This is a genomic window from Bradyrhizobium sp. 18BD (genome assembly GCF_054185225.1).
Map to the genome: position 1 here is coordinate 271,639 of NZ_JAVAYL010000006.1, position 26,010 is coordinate 297,648.

A 26,010-nucleotide genomic window follows, 5' to 3' on the forward strand; every position below is an offset into this window, starting at 1 on the left:
GAAAGGGAAACGACCATGCGACCATCAAAACTTCTCGGCAGCAGCATCCTCGGCTCCGCGCTGGCGCTCTGTCTTGCCGCGCCCGCCTACGCGCAGTCGGGCGATCCGATCAAGATCGGCATCATCGCCGAGGTGCAGTCGATCGCGGGTGCAGCGACGCCGGGCGGCGCGCAGATCGCCGCCGACGAGATCAACGCCAAGGGTGGTATCCTCGGCCGCAAGGTCGAGATCGTCACCTATGACAACAAGAGCTCCTCGGCCGACTCAGTACGTGCCTTCCAGCGCGCGGTGAGCGAGGACAAGGTCTCCGCCGTGATCGCGAGCTACATCTCGGAGGTCGTGCTGGCGCTGGAGCCCTGGGCAGCGCGCCTGAAGATGCCGCTGATCACTCCCGGCGCGGCCTCGAACGAGATCACCAAGGCGATCCACAACGACTACGAGAAGAACAAGTACACGTTCCACGGCTACCTCACCTCGGCCGCGCAAGCCCAGCTCGTCTGCGACGCCGCCAAGGAGCTGCTGGTCGACAAGCTCAAGTTCAAGACCGTCGCGATCATGAGCGAGGACGCCGCCTGGACCAAGCCGCTCGACGTCGGCTATGAGGCCTGCCTGCCCAAGGCCGGCCTGAAGGTCGTCGAGCATGTCCGCTTCTCGCCTGACACCACCGACTTCACGCCGATCTTCAACAACATCGAGGCCAAGAAGCCGGACGTGATCGTGACAGGCATCTCGCATGTCGGCGTGCAGCCGACGGTGCAGTGGAAGAACCAGCAGGTGCCGATCCCGATGTTCGGCATCAGCGCGCAGGCGCTGAGCCCGACCTTCTGGAAGGACACCAATGGCGCCGCCGACGGCGTGCCCTCGCTCGCAGTTGCAACGCCCGACGTCGCCGTGACCTCGAAGACGAAGCCGTTTGCGGCGGCCTTCAAGGCCAAGTTCGGCACGCCGCCGGCCTACACCGGCTACACCGCCTATGACGAAGTCTATATCATCACCGACGCCATCAAGCGCGCCGGCTCGACCGATCCCGACAAGATGGTCGCCGAGCTCGAGAAGACCGATTTCGAGGGCACGATCGGCAAGATCCAGTTCTACGGCAAGGACGACGAGTTCACCCACGGCATCAAGTCGGGACCTGGCGCCGTCACCGGCCTCGTCTTCCAGTGGCAGGACTCCAAGCAGGTCGTGGTCTGGCCGGAGAAGATCGCCGAGGGCAAGCTGAAGTTTCCGAGCTTCGTGAAGCTGTCACAGTAAGCGGCTCACAAGCCTTCAGGCCCATCGCTCGTTCGCGAGCGGTGGGCCTTTCTTTGCCTTTCGCAGATGCTTTCGGCCCGGCCAACGCCTCGTATCGACCTTGTGCGATGTTGACTTTCCGCCGTGCCCCTCCCCATACTTCGCAAAAAAGTAACAAGACCAATCAACAGACGGTTTTGAGGGAGGATAGGATGCCGACTTCACGCAGGCAGCTGCTGAAGAGCTCGGCGGCTGCCGCCGCCGCACTCAGCCTCGATTGGACAAGGGCACAGGCGCAAGCCGAGAATTTGCGCATCGGCCTGATCTACGACCTCACCGGCCCCTTCGCCGCAGGCGGCTCGGTCGCCTCCTCGGTCGGCGCGCAGATCGCCATCGACCTCGTCAACGAGAAGGGCGGCATCGGCGGCAAGACCAAGATCGTGCCTGTTGCGGCCGATTCCCAGAGCAAGGCCGATGTCGCGATCAACGAGGCCGAGCGGCTGATCAACCAGGAAAAGATCGACATCATCAACGGCGTCTATTCCAGCGCGCACGCGGTGCCGATGGCGGCGAAGGTCGAGCAGCAGAAGAAGATCCTCTGGATCACGACCGCGGTCTCGACCGCCGTGTTCAAGGACAAGAACTTGCAATACGTGTTCCGCGCGCAGATCCATTCCGACCAATATGGCCAGGCGTTCGCCGGCTTCCTCGCCGAGCATGCGCAAGGCAAGCTCGGCATGGATCCGAAGGACGTCAAGGTCGCGCTGATCCACGAGGACGGCCCCTATGGCGTCGGCGTCGCCGCGGCCGACGAGGCCTATGCCAAGCAGGCCGGCATCCAAGTGGTGTTGCGCGAAGGCTACTCCGCATCGGCGCCCGACCTCTCGGTGCTCGTCACCAAGATCAAGCGCGCCAAGGCCGACGTGATCTCGCATGCCGGTTACAATCCCGACATCACCTTGTTCCTGCGCCAGGCGCGCGAGAGCGGCTTGCGCTTCAAGATGCTGTTCGGCGCAGGCGCCGGCTACAGCCAGCTCGACAAGCTGCGCGCGACCTTCGGTCCCGACATCGACAATTTCTGCAACATCGATCCGGTGCCGGCGCAACTGCTCGACCCGGCAAAGCTCGCGCCGGGCATCGGTGATCTCACCAACGCCATGGTCACGCGCTACAAGGCCAAGACCGGCGCCACCGACGTACCGCCGCATTGCTCGATGGGCTTCAACCAGACCTGGATTCTCCTCAACAACGTGCTGCCGGTCGCCAAGGAGAAGTACGGCAGCTTCGAGCCCGAGGCGATCCGCAAGGCCGCGCTCGACGTCGACATCCCCGCCGGCGGCACCATCCAGGGCTATGGCGTCAAGTTCTTCCCGCCGGGCACGCCGATGTCAGGCCAGAACGAGCGCTCGACACCGGTGGTGATGCAGAATGCCGGCGAGCACATCTCGGTGGTGTGGCCGACCAACATCCGCACGCAGGATCCTGTGTTTCCGCTACCGAAGGGCTCGACTTATGGGGCGTAGCGTCGAATGCGCTGAGATAGATTGCGGCGCATCTTCCCCTCTTCCCTTGTGGGAGAGGGTGGCTCGCCGCATAGCGGCGAGTCGGGTGAGGGGTTCTCTCCACGCGTGAACCTCTCGCAGTCATTCTCGCTGCTAGAACCCCTCATCCGGCGCTTCGCGCCACCTTCTCCCACAAGGGGAGAAGGATTGGCACTGAACGCCGGGCGCTCAGCGTGGCTCAACATAGTCATCCATCGCCAATCGCGTTGCAGCCGACGACGCTTGCATCCACTGGTCATTCCTTTCGCGCTGTAGTTGGATTTTTCGCCATGCAGCAGCGCGCGCAGGTTGTGAGACGAAGTCCAATTGAAACAAAAGCTTTCTATGATGTGTGAACTGGATAATGAAGCCTGCTCCATTTTCGGACGTATAAGCCGATTAGCCACCTCGTTCAGCTTTAGCTGACGTAAACGGCAAACCGCTCGCATCACCGAGCCGTTGAGCAGTAAGCAGAAAATTTCAGAACGTGAATTCCGGCCATGGGGGTGACGATGCCCGCCATACTCGAATTGCTCTACCAGGAATTCTGTCGCGCTCGCCTCGCCGAGATGCGCAAACAGCTTCAGCTCACGGGCAAGCATCCCGAACTCTTTCAGATGGTCGACGATCCCTCCGAGCCCGATGCCGCTGACGGGACGGACGCGCAGCACGAAGCAGAAGCGAAACGCTTCAAAGAATAGGCGGCGCCGACATTTTGGAAAGGACATACTTTTTCAGGAGGCAACAATGAACACACCCGAATTCTACACCGCAACGATTGCGTGCTTCTCATGCATGACTATTGCCATCATGATGGCTGTCGGGACCTGGTAGCCACGGCACCTGTCAGCAGCGAGCGTGTGGCGGCGCCTTACAAAATCACCCGCCGCCCCTCCTCCGCCGCCCAATAGCCGGCATAGTTCACCTTGATCGTCTCGTAGGCCAGCGCCAGATCCGACAGTGGCTGTCGTCCGGTTGCCGCGCATTCCATGAAGTCCTGGATCTCCTGCAGATAGCCGCGCGTCCATTCCTCCTCGAGGCAGACATATTGCCAGCCGGTTTTGCGATCGACCTTCTCGGTGAAGTAGACGCTGGCGAGCTTTTCCTCCGAGGTCTGGTAGCTCATGAGATGGTTGTTCGGCGTGATGTTGGCGAACAGCGAGCCGCCTGACGTGTAGGTCTCGACCAGATTGCGCACGCCGCCCATGATCATGTCGCCGGAGAACACGGTGGCCTTGGTGCCGTCGGAGAAGGTGGCGGTGAGCGTGCCCCAATCCTCGACGTCGACAGGATTTGCCTTGATGTAGCTGCGCTCCTCCGGCTTCAGGCTGGCCGTGACGTTGCCGACGTCACCGGTGACGCTGGCGACACGGATGGTCTCGCCCCGCGCTTTGGCCTCGACCTGCTTGAGATAGAGCACCGCCGAGAGCGGATGGCAGCCCATGCGGATCAGCGAGCCGCCGCCGGTCATCGCCCATTGCGCGGCATGGGCGGCGTGCGAGCCGGAATGGCTCTCCTCGCCCTTCATGAACAGGATCTTGTCTTTCGTCGCTTTCAGGATTTCCGCGGTCTTGGTCACAGCAGGCGCGTAGATCCAGTCCTCGGCGTACATGAAGAGTTTTCCGGTGCGCTCGATCGCGGCGCGGGTCGCGTCCATCTCTTCGAGCACGCGCTCGTACATGACGGCCTTCGGCACATGCCTGCCGATCGGCTCCGCGTCGCCCTCGCGGCCGAAATAGCCAGCGAACGGCTTTTCGCAGATGACATGCTTGCCGGCCTGCATGCTCGCGACGATCATCCCTGCATGGAGATTGGGCGGGGTGCAGATATCGACGACGTCGATATCGGCGTCCGCGATCAGATCGGCAAAGCTGCGATAGACGCGCGGGATGCCGCGATGCGCAGCGAATTCGACGACGCGGTCGCCGCGCGCGGCCACTGCCGCGACCTCGACATCCAGACCATAGACGCGCCGGAACGCATACATATGCAGCTCCGACACGAAGCCGCAGCCGACGAGTCCCACCCTGATCCTGGCCATAGCGCCCCCTCACCCTTGCTTTGGGCGGCACTATAGCGCGCTTGCAGGCCTATTCCACCGAGACGCGCACCACGCCGGCGCTCATCATGCCGAGCGCGCGGGCGGCGGGCACGGAGAGATCGACGATGCGGCCGCGAATGAAGGGACCGCGATCATTGACGCGGCACTGAATGGTGCGTCCGCTATAGGACACTCTGAGGACGGTGCCGAAAGGACGTGTGCGGTGGGCGCAGGTCAGCTCGCCTTTGCCTGCCTTTCCATATCCATAGTATGAGGCAAGGCCGCTCTCGGCACTGGCAATCGAGATGAGGGCGAAAGAGGACGTCGTAAAACAAAGCAAGAATATCGTTTGCGCTCGCACAGCACCGCTCCCCGGTTGGCCCGCCCAGCGCTGCAAACGACGATTTGTTCCCCAAAGTTCCCCAAACACTGCCGGGCGATGCCCGGCGGTGCCATCACAGTTTGTTACCGTTTGTGGAATACCAGCGTCCGAATCTCGATGCTTTCGCGCGGCGCGGCATCGGCCGGCGTGGTCGGATCGACGAAGGCCGTGTGCGGCCCGAAGCGGGTGCGGCCGTCGGTCGCGGAGTCGTAGCATTTGAGCAGCAGCGCCTCGTCCGGCGTCATCTCGGGGAAATAGAACCAGCGGTGGTTCGGATTGTATTTCACCGAATAGGTCTCGCCGCGACGGTTGGGATAGATCAGGTCGGAGGCAACGAGATCATCGGGCGCGACCGTGGTGCCGTCGGCCATCGCCAGCGGTGAATCGCGCAAGGGCCCGCGGATCGGGCGCCACAGATTGATCACCTGCACGCGGCCCTTCAAGAGCTCCTCGGCCTCGTCGGGCAGATGCTCGCGCACGCGATTGGCGCCGGAGACCGCGGTCTGATCGACATGGACGCGCGTCGCCGGCTGGCGCGGCCCGCCGTCGCGAATGTCCGCCGCACCCTCGACACGCTTGCGCACGGTGTGATCGAAGATGAAGACGCGATCGGCCTTCAGCGTCGCGCGCAGGAACGCTTCGACGGCGGGATAGTAGACGGCGCGGATTTCCTCGTCGTTGTAAAAGTCCTTCACCTGGGTCGGATGACGCACCAGCGCAAAGCCCTCGCGATCGAGCGAGAAATTGTTCGCGATCAGCCGCGCATCGAAGATCGGCACCTGGTGCGGCTCCGGCAGCGAGGTGCTTTTCGGCTCACCCGGCGGCGGATCGAAGGCGTAGGTGCGTGGCTTGCCCGAAACGGGGGCGAGATAGTTGAGTTCGGCAGTGACGAAGGGAAGCGATTCGATTTTTGTTTCTTGCAGGCCCATGGCCGGTCTCCCGATGAGGTCGTCGGATTGATTTTTGTGGGGATGAAGCGCGGCGCAAGGGTGGGTATGCAAATAGCAATGCGGGTATTGTCACGCGCGTGGAATGCAGAAGGAATATTTCGAGGATAGAGATCGGATTGGAAGGTACGCTCCCCGCATCACGGACGCTTGAGAGCCTCGTGAGGTCTCGTGCCCCGGACGCAGCGCATCACGCAGTGGTGCGCTGCTGAGCCGGGGCCCATCTCACCGCGAGAAAACTGCGCGGCATGGGTCCCAGCTCTGCGGAGCAGCGCTGCGCGCTGCACCGCGTCCGGGACACGGGCGTCGTTACAGCCCCGCCTTCGCGATCGCATCCGCGAACGAGCGATCCACGACCTCGGCCGCATCGAGCTTCTGCTTGATCAGGCCCCAGCGGAAATAGAGATCGATCGTGCGCTGCTCGTCCGTGACCACGCCGTCGTCGATCGGCGCGACTCGGATCTTTGCGCGCGACAGCCAGTTTTGCGGCACGGCGACCGGGATGTTCATCAGCCGGCCCCAGGTCTCGGCATAGCCATTCACATTGTTCAGCGACCACGCCCGCGCGGCGGTGAGACGCCGCACGAAGTCCGAGAGCTCGGCGCGCTTGTCCCTGATCGCGTCGGGCCGCGCGACCTGAAAGCTCAGCCCCGGCGTCAAGCCCTCCGAATTGATGATCCGGCGCGACTTGAACAGCACCTCTTCCTGGCTGACATACGGCTCCCAGGTCGACCACGCATCGACCGAGCCTTGCGTGTAGGCGATCTTGGCATCGGACGGCGCGAGGAACGCGATCTGCACGTCGCTCGCGCTCCAGCCATTCTTCTCGAGTGCGGCAAGGATCAACTGATGACCGATCGAGCCGCGGCCGGTTGCGATCTTCTTGCCGCGCAAATCGGCAAAGCTCTTGATCGGCGAATGCTCCGGCACGAGGATCGCGAGGCCCTCGCGCGTCTGCCGGATCGCGGCGATCGCCTTCACCGGCGCACCGGAGGCGGCGGCGAAGGTGAAGGGCGCATCGCCAACGAGCCCGGTCTCGATCGCGCCGGCGCTGAGCGCCTCCAGCAGCGGCGCTGCCGCCGGAAACTCCTTCCACTCGATCTTGTACGGCACGTCCTTGAGCACGCCCGCCGCTTCCATCACGGCCTGCGAATTGCCCTTCTGGTCGCCGACGCGCAAGGTGGTTTGCGCCGAGGCCTGCTCGAGGGAGGCAAACAGCAGCGCGCCGGCCAGCATCAGGCGGATCATTCCGCCGCCTCGCCGCGCACGGCCTGGCGCTTCGCGATCAGCTCACGCGTCAGCGGGATCAGCGCGCGGCCGTAGTCGATGGCATCGGGAAGCGGATCGAAGCCGCGGATCAGGAAGTGGCTGACGCCGAGCTCGTAGTAGTCGGCGAACACCTCGGCGACCTGCTCGGGCGTGCCGACCAGCGCGGTCGAGTTGCTGTTGGCGCCGGTGAGCTTGGCGATCTCGGTCCACAGCCGCTTGTCGATGCGCGCGCCCTGGTCGGCGAGCGCCAGCAGCCGCTTGGCGCCGTCGGTGGCGTGATTGGGCCGGCGGTAGCCGGTCTGGTCCTGCAGCGCAGTGGCGCGTTCGAGGATCTCGTCGGCCTTGTTCCAGGCGGCCTCCTCGGTGTCGGCGAGGATCGGCCGCACCGACAGGCTGAAGCGCGGCGCCAGCCGGCCATGCTTCGCGGCCGCCGCGCGCACGCGCGCGGTGACGTCGCGCACCTGCGCATAGGATTCGCCCCACAGCGCAAAGGTGTCGGCATGCTTGCCCGAGACCTCGATCGCGGCATCGGAGCCGCCGCCGACGAAGGTGTAGATGCCGCCTTTTTGGAGCGGCTTCACCTGCGAAAAACCGTTCTCGACGGTGTAGTATTTGCCGCTGTAGTTGAACGGCTTCTCGCTGGTCCATTCCAGTCGCACGATGTCCAGGAATTCGCTGGTGCGGGCGTAGCGCTCGTCCTTGTCGTCGAGCGTGTTGCCATCCTGGCGCAGCTCGATCGCGTTGCCGCCGGTGATGACGTGCAGCGAGACGCGGCCGCCATAGAGCTGGTCGAGCGTGGCGAGCTGGCGCGCCAGCACCGTCGGCGCAGTGAAGCCCGGCCGCTGCGCGATCATGACCTTGAGCTTCCTGGTGATGGTCAGCACGTGCTGGGCGACCTGGAGCGCATCCGGCGTGGTCGAATGGAACGCCAGCAGCGCGCGGTCGAAACCGGCGAGCTCATGCGCCTTGGCCACCGTCTCGATATAGGCGGGATCGAGCACCGGCCCCTGGCGTACGATGGTCTCGGAAGCATTGCTGTTGGCGATAAAGCCGATGAACTCGACCGACATGATGGTCTCCCTTTTGTTTTCTAGAGTCCGAGCGCGGCGCGGCCAAGGCCCGTGCGCGTCGCATCGTCCTGCGGCGTATGCACGCGTCCGCACAGGACATCGCGATAGTGCCGCTCCAGCGGATTGCTGCGGGACAGGCCGTGATTGCCGGTCAGCGAAAGTGCATCCTCGACCACGGCAACGGCGTTGTTGGTCACCGTCAGCTTGATGACGTTGGATTCGCCGGTGGAGAGATCGACCCCCTCGTCGAAATCACGCGCGAAGGTGTCGAGCAGCCGCGCATTGACCGCGAGCCGGGCCTCGATGGCGCCGAGGATTTCCTGCGCACGCGGCAGGGTCGCGAGCGGCGCGCCGAGGCTGGCAGGCACGCGCTGCTTCAGGAACTGAACGAACCAGTCGCGCGCCGCGCGGGCGATGCCGTCATAGATCGCGGCGACGAACACCGTGTGGACGGTCGCCTGCGCCACGTCGGGCGCCCGCCAGTCCGCGGGCTTGCGGACATCGACCTCGGCATCGAGCGGGATCACGACATCGTCGAATGTGACGTCGTGGCTGCCGCTGGCGCGGAGGCCATGATGGTCCCAGGTCTCGACGATGCGCGTGCCCGGCAGGCCAGCCGGCACCAGGAACTGGCCGACCCGCGGCTCGGCCTCGTCCGTTCGCGCCCAGACCAGATACCATTTCAGGATCGGCGAGCCCGTCGAATAGATCTTGTGACCGGAGAGGCGCCAGCCGGTTTCGGTGCGGCGCGCGATCGTCGCGGGCAGTCCCCCGCGCGAGGGCGAGCCGAGCTCGGGCTCGACCCGCAGCGCGTTGACGAGCGCGACGCCTTCGACCGTCTCGCGCGCGAGCTTGCGCGACAGCCGCTGCGGCCAGGTCTGGCTCCGCCCCATCACCAGATGGTTGATGTAGTGCATCGACAGCACCAGCGCAGTCGACGGATCGGCCTTGCCGATGATGCCGAGCACGCGCGCGGTATATCGCGCGCCCGCGCCGGCCCCGCCGAGAGCAGCAGGAACGGTCAGCGACAGCAGACCGGCCTCGGAGAGCTCGCGAAAGTTCTCGAAGGGGAAGCTGCCGGTGCGGTCATGCTCCGCCGCACGCGCGGCAAAGCCCGGCGCCAACACCTCGGCGCGCGCAATATAGTCGGGCTCGCTATGCGCCACCCGTCCCTGAACTGCAGAGGTCACCATGTGGCATCCAATCCCAACAGGCCCAGAATCTGGCGGCGCAGATCGGCGAGATACGGATCGCCGCGATGGCGCGGATACGGACGGTCGACGCGAATGTCGGCCTTCACGCGCGCAGGCCGGTCGCTGAAGACGATGACGCGGTTGGCAAGCACCAGCGCTTCCTCGGCGTCATGCGTCACCAGCAGCGTGGTAAACCCCTTGCGCTGCCAGAGCGAGACGAGCTCGGCCTGCATGGTGATGCGGGTCAGCGAGTCCAGTTTTCCCAGTGGCTCATCGAGGATGAGGATCTTGGGATCATTGACCAGCGCCCGCGCCAGCGCGACGCGCTGTGCCATGCCGCCGGAGAGCTGGTGCGGATAGGCGTTGCGGAACGACGCCAAGCCCACGAGGTCCAGCGCATCGTCGACGCGCCGCCGCTGGCTCTTCAAAATGCCCTGGGCCTCGAGGCCCAGGGCGACGTTGTCCCAGACCGACCGCCAGGGAAACAGGGTCGGATCCTGGAACACGACGACGCGCGAAGGATGCGGTCGGGTGATGCGCACCTCGTCCTCGCGCAGTGTCCCGATCTTGGGCTTGTCGAGACCGGCGACCAGGCGCAGCAAGGTGGACTTGCCGCAGCCGGAGGGGCCGAGCAGCGCGACGAACTCGCCGGGCTCCACGGAGATGCTGACGTCGTCGAGAACCGGCAGTTCAGCGCCGTCGATGTCGAAGGCGTGGCTGACCTGCGCGATGTCGAGCGCGGCGCCCGCGGCCGGAGGCGTCGCGACGTCGGCCAGTGCGGCTGCGGCTACCATTTCACGGTCCCCTTCTGCCAGACCAGCAGGCGATCGCGGATCGAAAACAGCAGCGTGATCGCACCGGAGCAGAGCAGCGACATCACGATCAGCGCCGCATACATGTTGGCGTAGGCGGCCCAGCCCTGCGCCCACTGCAGATACCAGCCGAGCCCGGCCTTGACGCCGATCATCTCGGCAACGACGAGCACGGCAAAGGATGAGCCGAGCCCCATGAACAGGCCGACAAAGACGTGCGGCAGCGCGGCGGGGATCGCCACCTTCAGCACCAGGAAGGACGGCTTTGCCCCGAGTGTGCGCGCAACGTCGTAATAGGCGTTGCTGACGCTGGCGACTCCCGACCAGGTCAGCACCGTGACCGGGAAGCCGGTCGCGAGCGCGATCAGGAAGGTCGAGGCGCTCCAGCTCGACGGAAAGGTGAAGAAGGCGATCGGCAGCCAGGCGGTCGCCGGCAGCGGGCCGATGAAGCGCAGCACCGGATGCACCCAATAGCCGACCGCGCGCGACCAGCCGATCGAGACGCCGGTCAGGAAGCCGACCGTGGCGCCGATCAGATAGCCGCCAAGCTGCAGCTTGACCGAAGCGAACACGCTGTCGAGCAGCTTTGGCAGATCGTCCGTATAGACCTCGATGATCGACTGCGGCGGCGGGAAGAACGGCAGCGGCAGCCAGGCGAACTTTGCGGTCGCGACCTCCCACACCGTCAGGAACGCGCCGATCGCGACCAGCCAGGGCCCGCGCTTGTGCAAGGCCGGCCCCGCCGAGCCGAGATAGTCGGACGCAACCGTTCCGAACAGCGCGATAGCCGCGATGACGAAGGCGGCAATGCCGAGCGAATGCGTGCGCGACCAGTCGCCGACATCGTCCCACCACAGGCAGGAGAAGCCAAAGGCGATCCAGGCGATGCTGGCGAGAATGCCGACGCCGGACTCCCGGAGCCAGCTCGCCAGCAGCGGCGCGCGCGAGGTGCGCGGCGTGCCGGAAGCAAGGCCGTCAGACAGCGAATACGTCGACATAGATGCGCTCCGCGAATTTGGCCGTGTCGGTGCTCGCCTTGAAGACCTGCACGCTCTTCAGATCGTCGGCATAACCCTTGAGCTCGCGCTTCAGCACTTCGCCGACGGGATGATGATGGTGGGTGTGGTAGCGCACCATGCCCTCGATATCGGCGAGCGTCGCCGTCTTCGGCGCGTAAGGCTGGAACGACTTGGCCGTCACCGACGGATTCTGCGCGGTGAACATCGCGGCATCGAGCAGCGCCTGTGTGATCGCGCGCGCGACTTGCGGCTCCTCGCGCACGAGGCTGCCGCGCAGCCCCAGGATGCAGCAGCTCTTGTCGCGATATTCGCCGTCGAGATTGGAGGCGACTTCCTTGTACTGGCTGTCCTTGAGCCAGAGATAGCCCAGCGGATCGGACGACAGGAAGGCCTGCACCTCGCCCTTCTCCACGGCGACGTTGAGGAGGTTGCCTGGATAGGCGCGCCAGTCGACGTCCTTGTTCGGATCGATGCCGAGCCTCGCAAGCTGGATCGAGAAGAAGTTCTTGTCGGGACCGGCGAAATCGCCGACCGCGACGATCTTGCCCTTGAGATCCGCGAGCTTGGCGACGCCGGAATCGGTGCGGGTCAGCACGCGCATGCAGCCGCCATGGGTGCCGGCGGCGATCTTGACGTCAAAGCCCTGCTCCAGCGGCTTCAGCCAGCGCAGCGCCATGCCGAGGCCGGCATCGCTTTTCCCCGTCGCGATGGCTTCGAGCAGCTGATCGGTCGAGCCGGAATAGTTGACGAGCTCGACGTCGAGATTGTGCTTCTGGAAGAAGCCGTGCTCGATGGCGACAGGCACCGGCGCAAGGCACACCGCACCGGCATTCCACGACAGCTTTAGCTTACGCGGAGCACCGGAGAGCGCGGGACCATCCGCAGCCGTCCGGCACAGCGGAAACTCCGAGAGGTCGACGCCGGGCGCGATCGCCTGCGGCGCAAAGGCCTGTGCCGCACCAAAGGCACCGAGCGGCGCGGCGAACGCCGTCGCCAGCCCTGCCTGGAGCAAATGGCGCCGGTGGAGGCTCGATCCGCCGCGCTTGTTGTCCTTGTCCATCAGCCCCGCTCCTGAGTTGGCACAGATCCGCCGTTCGCGCAGCGCTTTACGCTGCGCATGTTCCGTGTGGAGCTGCGTTGAGAGAATATTCTTCGTCGGCGCTTCACGCGCCGCTTTGATGCGATGCGCAAATCATGCGGCGCGCTCGCGGCATCGTCAATGAAATGGAATTTCGAATGTGACGCGCAGCGAAGTCATTCTCTCCATCAGCGCGCAGGACGGCGATGAAACGATTTTCGCTGACGCATCATCATGCAAGCAGGCGCCCCGACTCCCTCTCCTGCTTCATTCCTGCCCATCTTCAACAACGCACGCCGCTCGTTCTCGAAAGCATCGCGTTGCTGAAATGTCCTTGCCTGATGCGCGCGCAATACGAATGGCCATTTCATTGACTGCGTATCGCGCGATCATAGACTTGATCGTCCAGCTGCATCGTTCGCTCACGCGTCGTGAGCAAAGCAACAAGACAGGCCACATGAGCACCAACTCCCACGATCATCCCATCACCCGCCGGCTCGCGGCATCGCTGCTCGCCGCAGCCATCACGCTGTCGACCGCCGCCGCATCCTTTGCCGCCGACACCGTCGTGCTCCGCGTCGGCGACCAGAAGGGCGGCAACCGCTCGCTGCTCGAAATCTCCGGCTATGCCAAGGACCTGCCCTACAAGATCGAATGGTCGGAATTCCCCGCGGCAGCACCGATCCTGGAAGCGCTCAACGCCGGCGCGCTCGACGTCGGCTACACCGGTGATCTCTCGTTCCTGTCGGTGTACGCGGCCGGTGCGCCGATCAAGGCGATCGGGGGCACTAAATCGGATGCACGAACGCAAGCGATTCTCGTGCGCCAGGATTCGCCGATCAAGTCGGCGGCCGACCTCAAGGGCAAACGTCTCGCCGGCACGCGCGGCGGCTGGGGCCAGTTCCTGATCGACGCAACGCTGGAGAAGGCGCAGATCAAGCTCGAGGACGCGACCTTCGCGCCGCTCGGCCCTGTCGATGCCAAGATCGCGCTGGTCGCGGGCTCGATCGACGCCTGGGCGGTATGGGAACCCTACGTCTCGTTCGCGACGCTGAAGGACAAGGCCCGCGTCATCGCCGACGGCGAAGGCCTGACGCCGACCATCACCTTCATCGTCGCCTCCGACAACGCCATCGCGACCAAGCGCGCGGCGGTGCAGGATCTGGTGCAGCGGCTGAACAAGGCAAGGCTGTGGTCGCTGGATCACCTCGGCGAATACGCCAAGAGCACGGCCGAGCTGACCAGGCTGCCCGAGGACGTGCTGCTGTCAGCCTACACCGCGCAGCGCACCAGCCCGATCGTGATCGACGAGAACGTGGTCAAGGAAGTGCAGCAAGCCTCCGACCGCTCGACGCGGTACGGCATCCTGCCGAAGACGCTCGACGTCAGCAAAGCCGTCGACCGCAGCTTCACCGCTGCGGCCGCGGGATCGAACTAGCGCGATGGAATGAGACTAGCCTAGCGCCTCAGCGAAAGTGCGTTCCCTCCCCCCTTGTGGGGGAGGGTTAGGGAGAGGGGTAGCCCAGGAAGCAGTGCTGCTGATGAAGCACCAAAACGTGCGCGACGGAGAGAATCCCCGTGGGGCACCCCCCTCCCTGCCCCTCCCCCACAAGGGGGGAGGGAACGGAGAGAGTGCTGCCGTTGGCCGAACCCAATTTGATTCACCGATGCGCGCGCCTCGCCTCAAGGCCGGCCCGTTGCATCTCGCCGCGATCGTGCTCGCGCATTTCGCCTGCATGAGCCTTATCGTGTGGCTGTCGCTCTAGAGCATGATCCGGAAAAGTGTGCAGCGGTTTTCCGAAAAGATCATGCTCAAGAATTAAAGTGCTTACCAATACCCGCGGTAGTAAGGCCGGTAATACGCGCGAGGCCGGTAGTAGCCATAGCTATAGCCGTAATACGGCCGATAGTAGCGCGGATAGGCATAGGCCGGCCCGTAGCCGTAATAGGCGGGCGCGTAACCATAACCATAGCCGGGGTATCCATAGCCGCCGTAATAGGGTCCGTAACCATAGGCCGCGCTGCTGGCGATGGCGCTGCCGATGATCGCACCGGCTGCGAGACCGCCGAGGCCCCATCCCCAGCCGCCACCACGCCAATGCACCTGCGTGACATCGTCACCGACCGCGGCCTTCATGGTCGCGACATGGGTCGGCAGCGGCGCAGCCGTGGCCTGCCCGATTTGGCCGGCCAGAACCGCGCCCGCCAGCGACCAGGCAATTGCCGATTTCCAGATCCTCATCGTCTTGCTCCCTGTCTGACGTTTCGCTCGGAAAAGGATCGCAGGTCCATGATCGGGCATCCCGGCGCGAAGTCAAAGACTCCATTTTGCGTGCGGCGCACAACATGGCCTGCACATGCCTCAATCGTGGTCAGGCGCGCCGCGGCGATGTGACACCGATGCGACGAGACCGAGGCCGCAAACCACGGCAAAGCGTTAAGCTTCCCATGCGTTCGCAACCAACAAGCACCTTCCCGATTTACTATTCGTACCGTTACCATCGGTTCCAATGGTGCGCGGCCGGAAGGCACTTCGCGAAGGCCTTGGTTTACGCCGGAATTTGGCTTGCGCCAGACGAGTGGGAGGACAGCATGAGTGCCGCCGGAAATGAGCCGCTTGCCCGCCAGGCCCTGGCATTCGTCCTGGCCGGCGGACGCGGTAGCCGGCTGCTGGAATTGACCGACCGGCGCGCCAAACCCGCGGTCTATTTCGGCGGCAAGTCCCGCATCATCGATTTCGCACTGTCGAACGCGGTTAACTCCGGCATTCGCCGCATCGCGGTCGCCACCCAGTACAAAGCGCACAGCCTGATCCGGCACCTGCAGATGGGCTGGAACTTCTTCCGCCCCGAACGTAACGAGAGCTTCGACATTCTCCCGGCGAGCCAGCGCGTCTCCGAGAACATGTGGTATGTGGGCACGGCGGATGCCATCTACCAGAACATCGACATCATCGAGTCCCACGCCTGCCGCTTCATCGTCGTGCTCGCCGGTGACCACATCTACAAGATGGACTACGAGGTGATGCTGCGTCAGCACGTCGACAGCGGCGCCGACGTCACCGTCGGGTGCCTCGAAATGCCGCGCGAGGAATCCTCCGGCTTCGGCATCATGCATATCGACGAGAACGGCTGGATCCAGCAGTTCCTCGAGAAGCCCAAGGATCCGCCGCCGATGCCGGGCAAGCCCGATGTCTCGCTCGCCAGCATGGGCATCTACGTGTTCGACACGAAATTCCTGTTCGACCAGCTCAAGCGCGACGCCGAGGACCCGCACTCGAACCACGATTTCGGCAGGGACATCATTCCCTATATCGTCAAGAACGGCCGCGCGATCGCGCATCAATTCTCGACGTCCTGCGTGCGCTCGGGCAACGACCCCCGCGCCTACTGGCGCGATGCCGGCACGGTGGACGCCTATTGGGCGGCCAATATCGACCTCACCGACGTGGTGCCGGAGCTCGATCTGTTCGACCGGGCCTGGCCGATCTGGTCCTACGCGGAGATCACGCCGCCGGCCAAGTTCGTCCATGACGAGGAGAGCCGGCGCGGCCAGGCGGTGAGCTCACTGGTCTCGGGCGGCTGCATCATCTCCGGCGCTTCGCTGCGCCGCTCGCTGCTGTTCACCGGGGTGCGCGTCAATTCCTATGCCAATGTCGAGAATGCCGTGATCATGCCCTACGTCAATGTCGGCCGCGGCGCGCGGCTGAAGAACGTCGTGATCGACCGCGGCGTGGAGATTCCGGAGGGACTCGTCGTCGGCGAGGAGCCGGAGGTCGACGCCAAACGCTTCCGCACCACCGAGCAGGGTGTCTCCCTGATCACCCAACCGATGATCGACAGGCTCAATACATGACGCCTGTTCGCGTCCTCGCGGTCGCCTCCGAGGTCTATCCCATCGTCAAGACCGGCGGCCTCGCGGACGTCGCCGGCGCGCTGCCGATTGCGCTGAAGGCGCACGGCGTCGAGATGCGCACGCTGATGCCGGGCTATCCCGACGTGATGCGGCTGGTCGCGAACGCGGCGGAGCTCTGGCGCTGGCCGGATTATTTCGGCGGCCCCGGACGCCTGCTCGCCGGCTGCCATGACGGGCTCGACCTGTTCGTGCTCGACGTGCCGCATCTCTACGCGCGGCCGGGCAACCCCTATGTCACCGCCGACGGCGTCGACTGGCCGGACAATGGCGTGCGCTTTGCGGCGCTGTCGCGCGTCGCGGCCGATATCGGTTACGGCCTCGTGCCGGCCTTCGTGCCCGATGTCGTGCATGCCCATGACTGGCAGGCAGGTCTCGTGCCCGCTTACCTCCACTACGACAATCGCCTGCGGCCCGGCACGGTGATGACGATCCACAACATGGCCTATCAGGGCAAGTTCGACCGCGAATTGACGAGCGCGATCGGCCTGCCACGGGAGGCATCGTTCGACGTTCATGGCCTCGAATATTTCGGCGGCATCAGCTTTCTCAAGGCCGGCCTGCAATTCGCCGATCGCATCACCACGGTGTCGCCGACCTATGCGCACGAGATCCAGAGCGATGAAGGCGGCATGGGGCTCGGCGGGCTGTTGCGCGAACGCGCGGGCGTCTTGAGCGGCATCCTCAACGGCATCGACACCGAGGTGTGGAATCCGCAAACCGATCCGCACATCGCCTATCGCTTCGGCGCGGAGGACCTGACGTTCCGCTCGGCCAACAAGGCGACGCTACAGCAACGGTTCGGCCTCGACCCGCGGCCGGATGCGCTGCTGCTCGGCGTCATCAGCCGGCTGTCGTGGCAGAAGGGTCTCGATCTCCTGCTCGACGCCATGCCGATCGTCCTCGGCGAGGGCATGCAATTGGCCCTGCTCGGCAGCGGCGATGCCGAGTTGCAGGATCGCTACCAAGGCGCCGCGCGGGCCTGTCCTGGCCGGATCGCGGCCATCATCGGCTATGACGAGGCGCTCGCGCATCTCGTCCAGGCGGGCGCCGATGCGCTGCTGGTGCCATCCAGGTTCGAGCCCTGCGGCCTGACCCAACTCTGCGCGCTGCGCTATGGCGCCGTGCCCATCGTGTCGCGCGTCGGCGGCCTCGCCGATACCGTGAGCGAGCCGGCGACCGGATTTACGTTCGGACCGGTCTCGTCCGAAAATCTCTCGGCGGCCCTGCGGCGCGCGAGTCTCGCTTTCCACGACAAGGCGGCGTGGCGGCAATTGCAGCTCACGGGTCTTGCCACCGACGTCTCCTGGCGTCATCGGGCGGGCGAATACGCCGCGCTCTATCGCAGCCTGATGGCATCGCGCCACCCCTGAGGCATCACCATCGTCGAATCCATGCTATAGAGCGCGCATGGACCCGTTCGTGATCAAGCTGATCGGCTTTGCCGCCGCCACCTGCACCACCGTGGCCTACGCGCCGCAAGCCCTCAAGGTGTGGAAGACCCGCTCCACCGGCGACATCTCGCTCGGCATGTTCCTGGTCATGGTACTGGGCCTGGCGCTCTGGCTCATCTACGGCCTGCTCAGCGGCGATGCACCCCTGGTCGCCGCCAACGCCATCACCATGCTGCTCGCCGGTGGCATCCTGTTCATGAAGCTGAAATACGGCTGAGCTTGATCACACCGCCACCACCGCCATGATCTGACTCCGCTCCTGTTTTGCCCGACGAGTCAAATGTCGTCAGGAGCACCGCTCGATCACCCGGCCGGTAAAAAAGCCCCTGCTAACCCATTCAAATTGCTCAGCCGTTCTACTGTGCATGGGGTTGTTTTCGTCGTTTTATGTCAGAGGCATCATCCAAACATGTACGACGCCATCGCAACGCCCGCGACCTCGTCGACGAAGACTCGCTTGCCGACGTCGCGGCCAGCCGCCCCGGCCGCCACCATCAGCGGCAGCAGATGATCCTCGCGCGGATGCGCCAGGCGCGCGCTTGGCGCGGTCTCCCAGTCGACCAGCATCGCGTTGCGGCGCGCCGCATCGGGATTGCTGATGGCTTCGTTGAGATAGGCTTCGAAATCGTAAGACACGGGCTTCGACTCCGGCCGGTTGAAGCCGCGCATGTTGTGATAGGTGAGCCCGCTGCCGACGATCAGGACGCCTTCGTCCCGCAGCGAGGCGATCGCCTGCCCGGCCTTGACGTGCTCGGCCGCATCGTAAGTCGACTTCAGTGACAGCAGCACGATCGGCATGTCGGCATTCGGATACATCAGGCCAAGCGGCACGAAGGTGCCGTGATCGAAACCCTGGTTGGGATCCTCCCGGCAATCGAGGCCGGCGTGCTTGAGCAGCGCCCTCACGTCCGCAGCGAGCTCGGGCTTGCCCGGCGCCGGATATTTGAGGTGATAGGTATGCTCGGGGAAACCGTAATAGTCGTACACCATCGGCGGATGCGCCGAGGTCGAGACGGTGAAGGCATCCGCCTCCCAATGTCCGGTGATGACGAGCACCGCCTTCGGCCTTTCAGGCAGGAGCTGCGGCAGCCGGCCGAACTCTTCGGCGGTCTTGGCGTACTGCACCCTTCTGTCCTCCATGAAGGGCCAGGGGCCGCCACCGTGCGACAGGAACAGGGTCGGAAAGCGCGTCATGGATGCTGGGCTCGTCTCGTTGGCGACATGCGCGTGTAGCCGTGCGCGGGATCGGCGGCGAGCATAGGCAAACCGGTATGGTTAGCAACCCGTTAACGATTTGCCGCCCACAATCGCCCCATGGCCGAAGGAGTCGGCCTGAAGACAAGCGGGACGTGAGATGAAGAAGTTTGCGCTGGGGGACGTCGTCAACAGTGACAAGGGCCGCCGCGGCGTTGTCCGTGCCGCCTACCGGTCGAAGGAAGGCCAGCAGTTCTATGCCGTCGAGAGGGACGGTGCGATGGACTATCTGGAAGAAGACCGGCTGACGCCGGCCCCGCGCGTCGAGCTCGCGGCCTAAATCCAATCTCCTGCCGTCGCGCTAGCGCGCGAGCCTATCGAGACGCTCCGCGAAGGGATCGTCACCGCTCGCGGTGCGCTCGTTCGTCATCAGCAGCAGGCGGTCGCCGCCTGCCGCCGCATCCCAGCGCGGCAGGTCAGGACCGTTGGGATCGCCGCTCCTCGCGAAGTTGATCCAGTAGGACCGCATGCGGCTTGCGACCTCGCGATCGCGCCGTGAGAAGATGCCCGCGCCGGGCACGCCCTCCACGCCGAAGATGAACTGCAATTCGCGTCCGTGACCGCCCTCCGGAGTCCTGCGCCGGGCTTCCGGCACATAGGCGAAGCGATAGCGGAAGACCGGCGCACCGGTCGCGGCGTGAAGACGCGCGAGCAGCCTCGCCGGCTCGGAGAACACCTTGTCGGTATAGAACCTCGCCGCAAGGTCCGAAGCCTGGGCAAGATCAGGATAGAGCTTGCGCAATTCATCCAAGGTGATACCGGACGATGCGAGCGCCTGCGCGATGTCAGGCTCGCTGTCGAAATCCGTCTCGTCATCGTTGGAGCCGATGATCAGCGGAATCCGGCTTTCATGTCGGGCCGCAAAGCCTGCAGCGATATCTTCCGTCACGAGGCGTCCGTCGATCACCGGCGCAAAGCTATGCGGTGATGTCGCGCGCAGCTTCCTTTCGGCGGCCAAGAGACGCCGGGGCTCGGCCGCGCGCAAATCCGCGGGACCTCCGAGTTCAGCCACGAATTGCTGGCCCGCAGCCTCCGCCTCCTGCCGCGATCGCAGGTGCATGCGACCGGGCACCGATTGCAAGATGGCCTTGTGAAACAGACCGCGTGCCTCCTGGCACAGCATCAGCAACGCAATCGACGTCGCGCCCGCGCCGCTGCCGAACAATGTGACGTTGTTCGCATCGCCCCCGAACGCCGCGATATTGTCGTGGACCCAATGCAGCGCTGCGATCTGGTCCATCAGTCCGTAATTTCCGGAGCCGCCTTCGGACAGCGCAGGATGAGTGAGCCAGCCGAGCGCACCAAGGCGGTAATTCACGGTGACCACGATGAGACCGGCCTGCGCGAGTCTCGCGCCATCGAACAGCGGATCGTTCGCGGTGCCGCTGACGAAGGCGCCGCCATGAATGAACACCATCACAGGCAGCGGGCCGTCGACGCCGAACGGACGAAACACGTTCAGCGTGAGGCAATCCTCGCTCGCATCACGAAGCGATGGCTGGAGACAAGCTGCGCCGTACTCGAAGGCGGTGCGCATCTCGGAGCTTTCCTCGACCGTTGCCTGCGGCGGCCGCCAGCGTAGCGGGCCGGTCGGCGGGGCGGCATAAGCAAGCCCCCTGAAGAACGCCACCTCGCCTTCGACGGCACCAAGCATCTGGCCTTCACGCGTCAGCGCGAACGGAAACTGCCCGACCGGCTGGGCCACAACGGGGCCAGCGAGGCAGAGCAATGCGGCAACCACGATGAGCGCAAGCACGGACCGCATCTTGGGATCTCGATGCGCGGAAAGGTTCCCGTGAGGTTATGTCCACGGCCACGGGCGAGGCAAGCTGCGTCTCACCTCTCCCCGCTTGCGGAGAGAGGCCCCTCACCCCAACCCTCTCCCCGCAAGAGCGGGGCGGGGAGTGCACCTTCGCCGCGGCTAAACGTTCAGCTTGATCGCGACGGCAGCTAACCGCCCTTGGCGCGGATCTCCGCCAGCGCACGCCTTGCGATGATGCCGAGCTCGCCGAGCGTGGAGTGTCCCGCCTTCGCTGCCTCGATCAGGCGCTCGGCGATGAACCTGCGGCTGTCGTGATCGCCGCCATGCGGCAATTGGCGGCACGTCTCCTCGAGGACGACGTCCATGTTGGCTCTGGTTCGCTCACTCAACTCTGTCATGACGCCCGGTCGGCACGCGTGGCTTGTAACCGCAAGCATACACAGAAGGATGTGATCTGATTAGACCGGACAATCCCGGCGATTGTGCATCGCGGTGCGTGTATCGCCGCAATCTTCGCGCGGCCACCACTGCGCCGCAAACGACTACCGAAGATTGCACTTGTCCTGATGACAGACCAAACCTGCAGGGCTAGCCTGCCGGCAAAACAAAATACACGGGAGGAATACCATGCCAGACGCAATGGTCGCCGCACGTGAGTCCAAGGCGGCGAGTGGAACAGCCCAACAGGTCGACGTCGCCGTCGTCGGCGCCGGATTTGCCGGCCTCTATCTTCTCCATCGCCTGCGCAAGGCAGGCCTCTCGGCAGTCGCGCTCGAAGAAGCCGGCGATGTCGGCGGCACCTGGTACTGGAACCGCTATCCCGGCGCGCGCTGCGATATTCAGACTATCGACTACAGCTACACGTTCGATCCGGAACTCGACAAGCTCTGGACCTGGTCGGAGAAATACGCGACCCAGCCCGAGATCCTGCGTTATCTCGGCTTCGTCGCCGACCGCTATGATTTGCGCCGCGACATCCGCTTCAGGACCAAGGTCACCGAAGCCAAGTGGGACGAGACGGCCGAACGCTGGCAGCTCACCACCAACAACGGCGCGCCGGTTTCCGCCCGCCACTACATCATGGCCACAGGCTGCCTCTCCGCACCGAAACCGCCGGAGATCGACGGCGTCAAGGACTTCAAGGGGGAGATCTATTTCACCGGACGTTGGCCGCATGACGGCGTCAACCTCGCGGGCAAGCGCGTCGCCGTGATCGGCACCGGCTCGTCGGCGATTCAGTCGATCCCGCTGATCGCCGAACAGGCAGCACACCTGACCGTGTTCCAGCGTACGCCGAATTTCGCGCTGCCTGCACATAACGGCCCCTCGCCCGCCGATCGCATGGACTTTTTCCAGAGCGATCGCGCCGCCTATCGCGAGCAAGCGCGCCAGTCGATGACCGGCGTGCCCTATCCGCAGCAAACCGTCGTGAGCTGGCAGCTCAGCGACGCCGAGCGTCGCGAGCGGTTCGAGCGCGCCTGGGCCGCCGGCGACCTCGTCCACATCCTGACGCAGCTCTGGGCTGACCAGGCCGTCGATGTCGACGGCAACAAGATTGTCCAGGATCTGATCCGCGAAAAGATCCGCGCCGCCGTCAAGGACCCCGAGACCGCAGCGGCACTGATGCCGGACGATCATCCGTTCGGCGCCAAGCGTCCCTGCCTCGACACCAATTACTACGCGACCTACAACCGGCCGAATGTCACGCTGGTCAATCTGCGCCAGGAGCCGATCAAGGCGATCACCGCGAGCGGCATTACCACCGGCAAGCGCAACGTCGATGTCGACGTCATCGTGTTCGCGACCGGCTTCGACGCCATGACCGGCGCGATCCGCGCCGTGCATCCGATCACCGGACGGGGCGGCAAGTCGCTCACCGACGTCTGGGCGCATGGACCGCAGAGCTATCTCGGTCTCACGGTCGAGGGCTTCCCGAACTTCTTCATGATCACGGGGCCCGGCAGCCCGTCGGTGCTGTCGAACATGGCGGTCTCGATCGAGCAGCATGTCGACTGGGTGGTGGATCGTCTGGCCGCATTGCGCGATGCCGGCTTCACCACGATGGAGCCGACCGAGACGGCGCAGGCCGGCTGGGGCCGGCACATGGCCGACTGCTCGATGGTGACGCTGCACCGACTCGCAAACACCTGGTACACGGGCGCGAACGTGCCCGGCAAGGTGCAGGGCCTGATGCCCTACACCGGCGGCGTCGGTCCCTATCGCAGCATCTGCGACGAGATCACCAGCCGCGGCATGCTCGGCTTCAAGCTGACCGGCCCCAACGTCGCCGCGCAATGCAATGACGGCGAGGTGGTGAAGCTGCAGCCGGACGTTCGGCTGGTGCTGAATTTGCTGGCCTCGCTGAACCTGCCACCGATCGAGTCGATGGGCGCGATCGGCGCGCGCGCCTTCGTCAACGAGTTCAACAAGGGCCGCCCCGCGGGACGGCTGATCGGCGAGATCGTCGACGGCACCTTGCCCGGCGCCAATGGGCCGCTGCCCTATCGCGTCTACAAGCCGGCGTCCCCGGGGCCGCATCAGGTCGTGGTCTATTTCCATGGCGGCGGCTGGGTGCTCGGCGACGAGCAGTCGGACGAGCCGTTCTGCCGCGACATGGTGCGGCGGACCGGCATGATGTTCGTCAGCGTCGGCTATCGCCACGCGCCCGAGCATCGCTTCCCGACGGCGGCGGAAGACGGCTACGCGGCCGCGCGCTGGATCGCCGAGCACGCCACCGAGCTCGGCGGCAAGGCAGGCCCGGTGCTGGTTGCCGGCTGGAGCGCCGGCGGCAACATCGCCGCCGTCACCTGCCAGCTCGCACGCGACCGTGGCGGGCCGGAGATCGCCGGCCAGCTTCTGGTGTGCCCGGTCACCGACTGCACCTTCGACCGGCCCTCCTACAATGACAATGCGACCGGCTACTTCCTGACGCGATCGCTGATGTACTGGTTCTGGGACCTCTACTGCTCGCCGGCCGACCGAACCGATCCGCGCGTCTCGCCGCTCCGCGGCAAGGTCGCAGGGCTACCGCCCGCCTTCGTCGTCACCTGCGAGTTTGATCCGCTGCGCGACGAGGGCATCGCCTATGCCGACGCGATGGCGGCTGCCGGCGTTCCGGTCGAGCAGCTCAAGGCGCGTGGCCATTTCCATTCGTCCTTTGCGATGGTGGACGTGGTGATTACCGGCGTCCAGGGCCGGGTGCAGATGGCCGAGGCGTTGCGGCGCTTCGCCGGGCTTCCGCCGGAGGTTAGCCGCGGCGATGAGACGAGCCACGGCCATGCTAGTCCGGGGCACAAGATCGCAGCGGCCGCGAGCTGATCTTCACAAGGCAGCCGGGAACCTTTTCCCGGCTACTGCGTTAAGGCGGCGTGGCATTGAGATGTAGCGATAGGTATGAGCCCCGGCGCGCAAATCCGCGAGCTGGGGTTCTTTTTTGCGTGGGGTCTTTTTTTGTGAGGTGGAGTGATGCGGGATGTAGTCGCGGACTCAAAGGTCAATTTCGGCGCGCTTGCGGCGCTGCATAAATGGCCGTCACTTGCCAACCAGCGCCGGCCGGACAGGGAGGCCTATCAAGTCAGCCAAGGCACCCTCGATGAGTGCATCTCGGCGTTCATGGGCAAGCCGGCGAAGAGCAGGCATCTCTATGAGATCCACACGATCGCGCAGCCGCCGCTGGTCACGGATATCCTCTCGCCTGAGCACGTCACCGAGCTTTCGCGGCTGAGAGAATTTCTCTGACTGCACGACGATTCCGGTATTGCACGCACGCGGCGCGTCTCGCTTGCATCCTGGGACTTCCGCAGGAACCTTCCTCCGGTTTTTCCCGTTAACGGGGATCGGAAGCTAAAAGCGTGAGTGTCCAAGATGCTTGAAGCTGCACCCCCGGTCGTGCCCTATGGCGCTGACCAGACCTTGTTCGTGGTGATCGATCGCCTCGACAAGGCGACCGAAATCCGCATCGAGCGGAGCGATCTCGAAGCCACCATCGGCGAGCTCGTCGCCGGCTGCTTCAACGATCCCATCAAGGTGATCTCGTTCAATACGCTCGAGCACTGGATGAAGGACATCTCAACCGATGTCGCCGACGAGATCCAGGCGCGCTGCGACATCGATGGCGTGACCCTGCCCGACTATCTCAGCGACTTCGTCGAGAGCCACAGCTGAGCACGCAACGCGCGTCTGATACAGTCCCAATTGCTATGCGCGCCGGTATTTGCCGGCGATGACCTCGATCTCGCGGCGGCGGTCGCCGGCGAAGGTCAGGAGCTTTTCGATCGTCAGCGTATCCGTGATCCGTTTGGCAAGGCGCTCGGCGCGTGCAGCCTGATCTTCGAGATACTGGATCGTGTTCAAGCGTCCGCCTCCCCAAAAGCCCGATTTGTTTGGGCAGCCATGGTGCTTGAGAAGCGCCTAACAGCCGGTTAAGCGCGGCGCTTCAGATCGGCGAATCGGAGCTCATCGCACGACGTCGAGCCGGACATTGGCGAGGCCTTTGTCGACCATGCCGAGTGCCTCGGCCGCGGACGGCGAGATATCGACGACACGCCCGCGAACGAAGGGGCCGCGATCATTGACCCTGACGGTGACGAAGCGGCCGGAGGAGACGTCGGTCACACGCAGCTTGGTGCCGAACGGCAGCGTCGGATGCGCCGCGGTCAACTCGTTCTTGTCGAACTTCTCGCCGCTCGCGGTCTCGGTGTCCGAGTAGAAGCTGGCGACGCCACGCGCGGCGGTTTGCCTTGCCTCACCGTCGGGCCTGCGTGCCCGGCTGATGGGCCGTGGATGCAGCGCCGCGACCCTGTGGGCGCGCTCCACCGCAGCCTGCCTGCTGGTGCCGAGATCGGCCCTCTGGCGGCCGACCGGTGATTGCGCGCACGCGGCGAGCGATGCGGCACTGACGATTGCGAGCAGCAACCGGCTCGAGGTTCCCAGGGAGATCCGGGCAGTTTCGGCACTTGCAATGCGAGACATGATGCGCCCTCCGAACAACCCCAAGTTTCGGTGGGCAATGAGGGCAGAACCTTGTCGGAAGGAAAGCGGGCC

The 26,010-nt window shown here is 64.7% G+C and carries 26 protein-coding genes; 10 read left to right on the forward strand and 16 right to left on the reverse strand.

Annotated features, from left to right (window positions below; translation table 11 throughout):
- Nucleotides 1-15 precede the first annotated feature (15 nt).
- Nucleotides 16-1,254, forward strand: coding sequence for an ABC transporter substrate-binding protein (locus RAD16_RS13850; protein WP_458158432.1), 1,239 nt, complete (start codon nucleotides 16-18; stop codon nucleotides 1,252-1,254).
- Between the two features lie 191 nt (nucleotides 1,255-1,445).
- A complete protein-coding gene (locus tag RAD16_RS13855; RefSeq protein WP_458158433.1) occupies nucleotides 1,446-2,756 on the forward strand; it encodes an ABC transporter substrate-binding protein in 1,311 nt (436 codons plus the stop codon).
- On the opposite strand, the gene RAD16_RS13860 is transcribed toward RAD16_RS13855, so the two are convergent.
- The 10 genes from RAD16_RS13860 to RAD16_RS13905 all read right to left on the reverse strand — a co-directional run bounded on the left by RAD16_RS13860 (nucleotide 2,744) and on the right by RAD16_RS13905 (nucleotide 12,567).
- Nucleotides 2,744-3,502: a hypothetical protein gene (locus RAD16_RS13860; RefSeq protein ID WP_458158434.1), complete on the reverse strand. Its 759-nt coding sequence runs from the start codon at nucleotides 3,500-3,502 to the stop codon at nucleotides 2,744-2,746. The genes RAD16_RS13855 and RAD16_RS13860 overlap by 13 nt on opposite strands.
- Nucleotides 3,503-3,645: 143 nt before the next feature.
- Nucleotides 3,646-4,815, reverse strand: a complete 1,170-nt coding sequence (locus RAD16_RS13865) for a Gfo/Idh/MocA family protein (RefSeq protein ID WP_458158435.1) — start codon at nucleotides 4,813-4,815, stop codon at nucleotides 3,646-3,648.
- Nucleotides 4,816-4,864: 49 nt separating this feature from the next.
- A complete protein-coding gene (locus RAD16_RS13870) occupies nucleotides 4,865-5,176 on the reverse strand; it encodes a septal ring lytic transglycosylase RlpA family protein (RefSeq protein ID WP_458158436.1) in 312 nt (103 codons plus the stop codon).
- A 104-nt stretch (nucleotides 5,177-5,280) separates the two neighbouring features.
- A complete protein-coding gene (locus RAD16_RS13875) occupies nucleotides 5,281-6,126 on the reverse strand; it encodes a CmcJ/NvfI family oxidoreductase (RefSeq protein WP_458158437.1) in 846 nt (281 codons plus the stop codon).
- A gap of 327 nt (nucleotides 6,127-6,453) precedes the next feature.
- Nucleotides 6,454-7,392, reverse strand: coding sequence for an ABC transporter substrate-binding protein (locus tag RAD16_RS13880; protein WP_458158438.1), 939 nt, complete (start codon nucleotides 7,390-7,392; stop codon nucleotides 6,454-6,456).
- On the reverse strand, nucleotides 7,389-8,483 hold the full coding sequence (locus RAD16_RS13885; RefSeq protein ID WP_458158439.1) for an LLM class flavin-dependent oxidoreductase: 1,095 nt from the start codon (nucleotides 8,481-8,483) through the stop codon (nucleotides 7,389-7,391). Before RAD16_RS13885 ends, RAD16_RS13880 begins: the two co-directional genes overlap by 4 nt.
- Nucleotides 8,484-8,503: 20 nt before the next feature.
- A complete protein-coding gene (locus RAD16_RS13890) occupies nucleotides 8,504-9,676 on the reverse strand; it encodes an acyl-CoA dehydrogenase family protein (protein WP_458158440.1) in 1,173 nt (390 codons plus the stop codon).
- Nucleotides 9,670-10,470, reverse strand: coding sequence for an ABC transporter ATP-binding protein (locus RAD16_RS13895; protein WP_458158441.1), 801 nt, complete (start codon nucleotides 10,468-10,470; stop codon nucleotides 9,670-9,672). Before RAD16_RS13895 ends, RAD16_RS13890 begins: the two co-directional genes overlap by 7 nt.
- Nucleotides 10,464-11,486 (reverse strand): ABC transporter permease, encoded by a 1,023-nt coding sequence (locus tag RAD16_RS13900; protein WP_458158442.1) that lies wholly within the window; start codon nucleotides 11,484-11,486, stop codon nucleotides 10,464-10,466. The genes RAD16_RS13895 and RAD16_RS13900 overlap by 7 nt, the downstream gene beginning before the upstream one ends.
- Entirely contained in the window at nucleotides 11,464-12,567 is a 1,104-nt protein-coding gene (locus tag RAD16_RS13905; RefSeq protein WP_458158443.1) for an ABC transporter substrate-binding protein, read from the reverse strand. The genes RAD16_RS13900 and RAD16_RS13905 overlap by 23 nt, the downstream gene beginning before the upstream one ends.
- Before the next feature lie 475 nt (nucleotides 12,568-13,042).
- Here RAD16_RS13905 and RAD16_RS13910 point away from each other — a divergent pair, with 475 nt between their 5' ends.
- Nucleotides 13,043-14,023, forward strand: coding sequence for an ABC transporter substrate-binding protein (locus tag RAD16_RS13910; RefSeq protein ID WP_458158444.1), 981 nt, complete (start codon nucleotides 13,043-13,045; stop codon nucleotides 14,021-14,023).
- 390 nt (nucleotides 14,024-14,413) lie between these two features.
- On the opposite strand, the gene RAD16_RS13915 is transcribed toward RAD16_RS13910, so the two are convergent.
- Nucleotides 14,414-14,827 (reverse strand): hypothetical protein, encoded by a 414-nt coding sequence (locus tag RAD16_RS13915; protein ID WP_458158445.1) that lies wholly within the window; start codon nucleotides 14,825-14,827, stop codon nucleotides 14,414-14,416.
- Between the two features lie 350 nt (nucleotides 14,828-15,177).
- Between RAD16_RS13915 and glgC the strand changes: the two genes are divergently transcribed.
- The 3 genes from glgC to RAD16_RS13930 are packed head-to-tail and all read left to right on the forward strand — an operon-like array spanning nucleotide 15,178 to nucleotide 18,168.
- The gene (gene glgC, locus RAD16_RS13920; protein ID WP_458158446.1) at nucleotides 15,178-16,440 is read left to right on the forward strand and encodes a glucose-1-phosphate adenylyltransferase; all 1,263 of its coding nucleotides are present in this window, start codon (nucleotides 15,178-15,180) and stop codon (nucleotides 16,438-16,440) included.
- Complete coding sequence (glgA, locus tag RAD16_RS13925) at nucleotides 16,437-17,870, forward strand: glycogen synthase GlgA (protein WP_458158447.1); 1,434 nt, start codon at nucleotides 16,437-16,439, stop codon at nucleotides 17,868-17,870. The genes glgC and glgA overlap by 4 nt, the downstream gene beginning before the upstream one ends.
- A 37-nt stretch (nucleotides 17,871-17,907) precedes the next feature.
- The gene (locus RAD16_RS13930; RefSeq protein WP_458158448.1) at nucleotides 17,908-18,168 is read left to right on the forward strand and encodes a SemiSWEET transporter; all 261 of its coding nucleotides are present in this window, start codon (nucleotides 17,908-17,910) and stop codon (nucleotides 18,166-18,168) included.
- Between the two features lie 182 nt (nucleotides 18,169-18,350).
- Here RAD16_RS13930 and RAD16_RS13935 read toward each other — a convergent pair whose 3' ends face one another.
- The gene (locus tag RAD16_RS13935; RefSeq protein ID WP_458158449.1) at nucleotides 18,351-19,145 is read right to left on the reverse strand and encodes a DODA-type extradiol aromatic ring-opening family dioxygenase; all 795 of its coding nucleotides are present in this window, start codon (nucleotides 19,143-19,145) and stop codon (nucleotides 18,351-18,353) included.
- A gap of 160 nt (nucleotides 19,146-19,305) precedes the next feature.
- Here RAD16_RS13935 and RAD16_RS13940 point away from each other — a divergent pair, with 160 nt between their 5' ends.
- The gene (locus RAD16_RS13940) at nucleotides 19,306-19,485 is read left to right on the forward strand and encodes a hypothetical protein (RefSeq protein WP_458158450.1); all 180 of its coding nucleotides are present in this window, start codon (nucleotides 19,306-19,308) and stop codon (nucleotides 19,483-19,485) included.
- Nucleotides 19,486-19,506: 21 nt separating this feature from the next.
- Here RAD16_RS13940 and RAD16_RS13945 read toward each other — a convergent pair whose 3' ends face one another.
- A complete protein-coding gene (locus tag RAD16_RS13945; protein ID WP_458158451.1) occupies nucleotides 19,507-20,970 on the reverse strand; it encodes a carboxylesterase/lipase family protein in 1,464 nt (487 codons plus the stop codon).
- A 185-nt stretch (nucleotides 20,971-21,155) separates the two neighbouring features.
- The gene (locus tag RAD16_RS13950; RefSeq protein ID WP_458158452.1) at nucleotides 21,156-21,332 is read right to left on the reverse strand and encodes a hypothetical protein; all 177 of its coding nucleotides are present in this window, start codon (nucleotides 21,330-21,332) and stop codon (nucleotides 21,156-21,158) included.
- Nucleotides 21,333-21,594: 262 nt separating this feature from the next.
- Here RAD16_RS13950 and RAD16_RS13955 point away from each other — a divergent pair, with 262 nt between their 5' ends.
- The 3 genes from RAD16_RS13955 to RAD16_RS13965 all read left to right on the forward strand — a co-directional run bounded on the left by RAD16_RS13955 (nucleotide 21,595) and on the right by RAD16_RS13965 (nucleotide 25,131).
- The gene (locus tag RAD16_RS13955; protein WP_458158453.1) at nucleotides 21,595-24,285 is read left to right on the forward strand and encodes a flavin-containing monooxygenase; all 2,691 of its coding nucleotides are present in this window, start codon (nucleotides 21,595-21,597) and stop codon (nucleotides 24,283-24,285) included.
- A 147-nt stretch (nucleotides 24,286-24,432) separates the two neighbouring features.
- Complete coding sequence (locus RAD16_RS13960) at nucleotides 24,433-24,705, forward strand: hypothetical protein (RefSeq protein WP_458158454.1); 273 nt, start codon at nucleotides 24,433-24,435, stop codon at nucleotides 24,703-24,705.
- Nucleotides 24,706-24,831: 126 nt separating this feature from the next.
- The gene (locus RAD16_RS13965; RefSeq protein WP_458158455.1) at nucleotides 24,832-25,131 is read left to right on the forward strand and encodes a hypothetical protein; all 300 of its coding nucleotides are present in this window, start codon (nucleotides 24,832-24,834) and stop codon (nucleotides 25,129-25,131) included.
- Nucleotides 25,132-25,164: 33 nt separating this feature from the next.
- Here RAD16_RS13965 and RAD16_RS13970 read toward each other — a convergent pair whose 3' ends face one another.
- Both RAD16_RS13970 and RAD16_RS13975 read right to left on the reverse strand, forming a co-directional pair.
- Nucleotides 25,165-25,320, reverse strand: a complete 156-nt coding sequence (locus RAD16_RS13970; protein WP_458158456.1) for a hypothetical protein — start codon at nucleotides 25,318-25,320, stop codon at nucleotides 25,165-25,167.
- A gap of 102 nt (nucleotides 25,321-25,422) precedes the next feature.
- Nucleotides 25,423-25,938 (reverse strand): septal ring lytic transglycosylase RlpA family protein, encoded by a 516-nt coding sequence (locus RAD16_RS13975; RefSeq protein WP_458158457.1) that lies wholly within the window; start codon nucleotides 25,936-25,938, stop codon nucleotides 25,423-25,425.
- Between the last annotated feature and the right edge of the window lie 72 nt (nucleotides 25,939-26,010).